The 6,257-nt window shown below is 60.3% G+C and carries 2 protein-coding genes and 2 pseudogenes; 1 reads left to right on the forward strand and 3 read right to left on the reverse strand.

The window, feature by feature from the left end; genetic code table 11:
• Complete coding sequence (locus NKJ46_RS13625; RefSeq protein ID WP_023676288.1) at positions 1–600, reverse strand: ANTAR domain-containing response regulator; 600 nt, start codon at positions 598–600, stop codon at positions 1–3.
• A gap of 201 nt (positions 601–801) precedes the next feature.
• Here NKJ46_RS13625 and NKJ46_RS34760 point away from each other — a divergent pair.
• A pseudogene (locus tag NKJ46_RS34760) lies at positions 802–912 on the forward strand (ABC transporter permease); the annotation flags it as partial.
• A gap of 247 nt (positions 913–1,159) precedes the next feature.
• Here the strand turns inward: NKJ46_RS34760 and NKJ46_RS13630 are convergent.
• Together NKJ46_RS13630 and NKJ46_RS13635 are read right to left on the reverse strand one after the other, a co-directional pair.
• Positions 1,160–5,260 carry a HigA family addiction module antitoxin gene (locus tag NKJ46_RS13630; protein WP_352665473.1) on the reverse strand — a complete coding sequence of 1,367 codons (4,101 nt, stop codon included), beginning with the start codon at positions 5,258–5,260 and terminating at the stop codon, positions 1,160–1,162.
• 278 nt (positions 5,261–5,538) lie between these two features.
• A pseudogene (locus tag NKJ46_RS13635) lies at positions 5,539–6,015 on the reverse strand (ATP-binding protein); the annotation flags it as partial.
• Positions 6,016–6,257 lie beyond the last annotated feature (242 nt).

Genomic DNA, 6,257 nt, shown 5'->3' on the forward strand with positions numbered 1-6,257 from the left:
TCAACTCTCCTCGGGATCCAGAAGGCCTGCCGCCGTCACCAGGCTCTGGGCAATTTCGGCGATCTTGCGGTTCTGGTTCATGGCGGTCTTGCGCAGCAGCGTATAGGCCGCGTCCTCCGACAGGCCGCGCGACTTCATCAATATGCCCTTGGCGCGATCGATCACCTTGCGGCTTTCCAGTTCGCTGCGGGCCTCTTCCAGTTCGCGCGCCATGCGCGAAAACGCGTTGAAGCGGCTGATCGCCATGTCGAGGATCGGCTTGACGCGCTCCTGGCGCAAGCCGTCGACGACATAGGCCGACACCCCGGCTTCCACCGCAGCTTCGATCGACGCCTGGTCCGAGCGGTCGACGAACATGGCAATCGGCCGCTTCACCACGCGCGACAGCTGGAACATGTTTTCGAGCATGTCGCGGTTGGGATTTTCGAGATCGATGACGATCACATCGGGTTCGATCTCGGCGATCCGCCGCGCTATGCCGGCGACGTCATGGATGACCGTGACCTGCTGATGCCCGGCCTCCCGCAGTCCCGCTTCGATTATCGAAGCGCGGATGTGGTTTTCATCGATCACCAGGACAGTGAGGGATTTGCGGATCATGCCGCATTTTGCGCAGGCGAGACGATTGTGCAATGCGGCATGGCGAGATTCACGGAAACAAAGCCGGCGCGCCGCCTGAGGCATTGGGAGCGGCGGCCGCGGCGACTAACTTGAGGGGGGCGGGCTCGGCACAGCTTGATCGGCACCGGCTGTCTGCAGGTCTATCAGCGCACGGTGATCGCCTCCGGCGCCTGATCCTAAACCGTGCTGACGACGCTGCTGACCATCCTGCAGATGCCCGAAGGCGCGCAGCGGCTATTGCTCGGACTGTTCGTGACGGCGGCTTATTTGCGGATTGTGGAGGAGAGGTAGAGGGAGGCTGAGGTGGGGGCTGTTTTTCACCCGAAGCAGAGTCCCGCACGGAGCCGTGCATGACAGCTTCCGCGGCTAATCTCGGTTATAGGGGTCAGCTTCGCCGGCGCCTAAAGCAGACCCTGCCGCCGACCACGCTGGATGTCGCATTTCCGCCCTCTTGCGGGCCGTCGAGATCTCTGTTGCTACCGTCCGAATGCAGACGTCGCGTAGACCGATAGTGACTGTCGGCACAGCTACGACAGGTTCAGTGCCGAAGGCGCCGCCGGATGCCTGCCTCCGTATCTTGCTGCTCGGCCTCATATTCGTAAGTCTTCACCATGGACATCAGAAGAGACGATGAAACAAACGGATGGGAAAAGTGAAGTGCTTCCGACCATCTGCGATACTTAGCTGCAAGCTCTCTTTCCTGACCCCCGCCTTCGCCGCGCCAATGCACACCACGGGCGTTGTAGAGTCCGGTATGAGCGCCTCGCGATATTTTTTCAGACTGCAAGTCTTCCATCAAGTCGCGAACAGCTTCGTTGGGCCATACCCCGTCCTTGCCTTCAGGAACGCTGGCCAAAAGTTTGCCGAGGCAGATGTCGGCAACATCCGCGCGGCCAAGCTCGTCGCATTGCTCCCGGACCTTGCCGACCCACTCAGTCAGCTTTTTCAGGTACTCGTCATCGCTAGCTTCATCTTGTCCCGGTATACGTTCCAGAGCTTCAAGCAAGCGATAGCTCCTTTTCGCGAGGTGTTCCCGTCCTTCGGCCATACGGATCTCCGGAGGGTCTTCACCAGGAGTCTTGCGCTTGTAGGTCCAGACGATCGCCTGCACGAACATCTCCGGATGGTGCTCGATATAGCGTTCAAGGTTCGGAATCTGGTGTCCATCACCACCACGGAACGAGCGGGCCAGCACATCGAGATACGCAAACTCCAGCCCCGCCTTGTCTTCGAGCGGCACGTCGGGATTCCGATCAAGCAGTTTGAAGGCGCGCTGGATGTCATAATCGTGCAGCTGGTACTCGCCTCCCTTGTCATCGCCCTCTTTCGTCATTTCGGAAAGCATCTGGACCAAAAGTTCGGGGCGCACCTCATCAAGCTTGAAGTGAACCGCGGCGAAGGCGGCACGTGGCCTCCTTGCATTAAGCAGACGCCTGATGCTTTCGTTGTTTTCATTCGGCGCATCGAATACGTACTCCGGCACGACGTCGCGCCAGTAGGTCGCCCGAGCTTCATCTGATTGCTGATCCACGAGCTCCCATGTCGCCGTGCGGTAGGGCGAGAAGAGCAGCACGCGAAGCGCCTCCTGTTCGGACAGCTTTCCACGGAGGCTCGCAAACAACGCCTTGTGCTGTTCGCCGTCGAGTCCGCGCAAAGCACCGGCTGCGATGCCGCTTCGACCAGTATCTTCATCATTGGGGCGAACGCATTGGAGCATCAGGTCTCCGAGCTGTTCGGGCTGCAGGATTCCACGCGCCAAATACCAGCCGATCTGCCGCTGCGAATTGCCCTTCTCGGCGAGTCTGAAAACCCCCGGCAGACCGTTCGTTGCAACAATTTCCACTAAGGCGCCGATCCGGAGCTCTTCTATGCGGCGTTCGCGGGCCCGAAAATCAAGCTCGACGTTCGCGACCTCATCAGCCGATTCCTCGACCCAGCTCTGCCGAAACAGCCATTCGTGCTTGTTGACGACGTCGGTCGGCTCCATCGAGGCATAGACAGCTTTCGCGGTTTTCGAAAGCGTGACCTGTCCCTCTTCGTTCGCCTTCTTGCGGCCGCGCCGGGAAAGTACCGCGACGCGGATTTTATCGCGTAGGCGGGCGATGTCGTTGTCGCTGGCTCCAGTCTTCCGCCAGTCGTCGACGATTTTCCAAACGCGTTCCTGATCCTCCAACCGCAACACGTGCAGCCGCGCGATGAGGTCGCACAGCATGTCGACCGTATAGGATGGCATAGTTAGTGCAATCTCGACCATCTCGCGGACGAAGCTGTTGATGGGACCCCAAGTGCCGAAGGGTTCACCAAAGCCATATCCATCGGGCCGCCATTTGGGCTTGTGAGCGTAGTCCCCGACGCGGTTGCCGTAGTCGCCAAACTGCTGGAGGCAAATCTCCCAGCCCACGGCCGGATGCTTTTCCAGCAGCATTCGCATGGCTTTCAGTCGGCTGTCGTGATCCGCCGCCGTCTGCGGCATCCAAGCTCTGAAGATCGAGCCCAACGATCCGATCGGCTTATTCGCCCAGTTGTCGTCTATTTTGACGTCAGAGAGCTGCCCGAGAATTTTGACGACCCGTGGGAAGGTGGCGGAGTTCCATGCCAATCCCTCAAGCGCCCAGAGAAGACCAGTGCGCGCAGGGGAGCCAAAGAGTCCTGTGTCGACAGGGCGCAGTAGGCCTAGCGTAGCGGGATGCTCTGACCGGAGGTCGCGTTCAATAATAGTCAGAAATTCCTCAGGGGCAGCTTCAGCATAGAGGGGGAGGTCACGATCATTCGCTTCCAGCCTGCGGGTATCGAGCGGCTCGAGCAACTCCCGTACTAGCTTGGCAGCGGCACGCTCGCCATCAAAACCAAAGCGCTTCCCGAACAGATGATTCCCGTGAACTGAGAGCAGAACCAATGTCTCAGAAATGCCCTCGCGCAGTGCCGAAGAGAACTCGCGCCTCTTGCCGTGCATGTCCGCAGCCCACCGCTCGTTGTCAGGGAGGTCGAGAGCGGGGTCATCCTCATCCAAAACGATCTTTGCTATGTCGAAGAAGTGGTTGAGGTCGCCTTGGGTGATTGCGCCCGCAATCGCGAAGAGCGAGTCGATTTTCGAGATCACACCGCGATAGTTGCCGATGGACCAGACGGGGGCATCGTTCAGCAGCAAGAGTTCCTGCACACGCTTCTCCAGCGCATCGAAGGGGACGTCACCACCAAGCAGCGATAAAGCCGTCTGGTCAGCCTCGTTGCGCGCATCCCACGTGCCCACAAGCACAAACGGAACAAGGTTAGAAGAGGCTTGGTGATTGGCAGCCCAGACTGGTGTTTGAATGGCCGGTATCGTCGCAAGCCGTCGCCGGAGAATTGTGAGTGACCGGCCCGAGGCGTTGGTAAGCGATAGTATTTCGTCGCGCGTCTTGTCCATCGCCTCAAGCGCCTTGGTGAAAGGCTCGTAGCCGAGGGGTTCCAGAACGATGTCGGGATCGGCGTTCGCGGCATTACGCGGATAGACGACTATCGCGCGCAATGAGCCGCTATAGGGACCAAACTCCCGCTCGACTTCACGCGTGTGCGCCACGGCGATGAAATTGATCGTGCCTTGGGCGAGTTGAGGAAGCACGCCCGGTTCGTCGAACACGAGCACCTGGTCCTTGTGGTGGGCGAAATCAGGCTCATTCAAGATCTGGCTCAGAAACGCGACTGCTTCCTCAACCGAGTCAGCCGTGATAATCAGGGGCTCGGAGCTACCCTTCGACAAAAACGACTTCATCCGGCTGCGCCAGACATCGTTCGCTGTGCTGAAAAGCGAAGAATGGAGAGGGGGGGTCGCAACGTTGGCCCAGTCAGCCCAGCACTTTTCGAGAGTGCGCACGCCACTCGACGGCCGCGCGGTCTGGTTGGCAAACCAAGTCTGCGCAGCGATGGAAGTTTCCATCCATTGTTCGAGATCGCTGGCGTCGTAGCCGCGAACGTCCTTCCAGAGCTTCTTCGCCTTCATCTCGGCTACCCAACCAGCCTTTCCGGGCCAGCGCCTCGGTGTAACAAACACGAAGGTGATGTTCAGACGGTCGGCTTGCTTCGTGGCCTTCACGCTTTTCGAGAAATCGCCGTCCGCCTTCGTCTTGATGTCCGCATTGACGCCGAACTCCCAGCCTGACGTCCCGGCAGGAATCCATGGCGTTCCGGAACTAGCTTCAACGTAGCCGTCCCAACCGGGGCGCTCTGCGTCGTCGTTGCCCGGGAAGTCAACCTTCTGCAGGTCGTGCCCGGTAGAGTTGACGAGCGTACGAAGCAACACCGACAGCCGAGTGCGCGCCAAGATCGTCGTCGAAAACCAATTAACAATGTCGTTCGCTTGGATGCCGAGGAAGGGTGTCACGTAGGCACGCGCGCTTGCGGCAGCGCCTCCAGCCTTGACCACATGCCTATCATACGCGCTCTGAAGATCGAGGATTTCTCTGGTGGGCACACCAAAGGCACGCTCTAGCCGCGCGGCCATGTCGGGCGTCGCGGAGACCTTTGCATTGAGAAAATTCGAAACACCCGGACGGCTAATACCGACGAGCTTGGCTGCGTCCGTAACCGACACGTTGCGAGGCCTCAGGATGTTTTCCCGGACCCAAGGGCCCGGATGAAAGGGGGGCGATTCGTCTACCATGGCTCAGGCATAGCATTTCCGTAATGTGTAAGGCAACACATTACATCTGAAAGCTATAGCGAGGGATACAGTCGCTGATATGGAATCGAGCGTTTGCTTCTCGTAGAGGGGGTGATTGCGCCCTGCGGTGCCATGAAAGCCGAACGACCGCTCCTTAGTCCGATCCAACGCAGACTGTCGGCAGACGGCCCAAACCCAACGTCTGAGCAGTGGTTCGGCGATAACGGCGCTTTGCTGATGTTGAGCGACGTCAGCTTTCGCCCAAACCGCATCAGCCCTCACACCACCAACCTCCCCTGCTCCACCTCCTCGGCATTAGGATCGCCCGGCGCCGTCGCCCAGGCCAGCTCCACCAGCGTCACCGTCCGCCGTCCGACGCCGTCGAGCTGGCAGACGATCAGGCCCTGCTCCTCGATATAGGTCAGCAGGCGCCGGGCGCGGCGTAGCGAGTGCGAGCCGTAGGCACGGGCGATCGCCGCGTCGCTCGGGCAGGGCCAGCCCTCCTTGGCGGCGCGGGCGATCATCATGAACACGCCTTGCATATCCTCGGGCAGCAGCGAGGCGCGCGCCGAGATGTCCTGCCAGGCGTCGTCGCCGGCCATGTCGGAGCCGAGGCCGGCGCGGGCGCGGGTCAGCATGCGGCGGAACCCGGGCAGGTCCGGCACGACCGAGGCGAGGCCCTCGATGCGGCAGCGGACGACGAACTCCTGATAGAGCACGCCGATGACGCGGAAGCCGGCATCGGGCTGCGCCAAGAGGCGGCTGATGGTGTCGTGACTGCGAGCAGCGCGGCATTCGCGGCCGGCTACGAAAGCGGGATGCCGAAGAGGCGAGAGGCAGAACCTTGGCCCCGCAGCATGAGCAGGCCGTGAGCAGCGATGAACCCGGCGAAGGTCATCCTCAGGAGGCTAATCTTACTGAGTCAGAAAGTCGCGGCTGCAAGGGGATTCGCGCTGGTCGCGGATTTGTTAGGGTGCTGCTTCGTGATCAGGGAAGC

The organism is Mesorhizobium sp. M0166, from assembly GCF_040322255.1.
GTDB lineage: Bacteria > Pseudomonadota > Alphaproteobacteria > Rhizobiales > Rhizobiaceae > Mesorhizobium.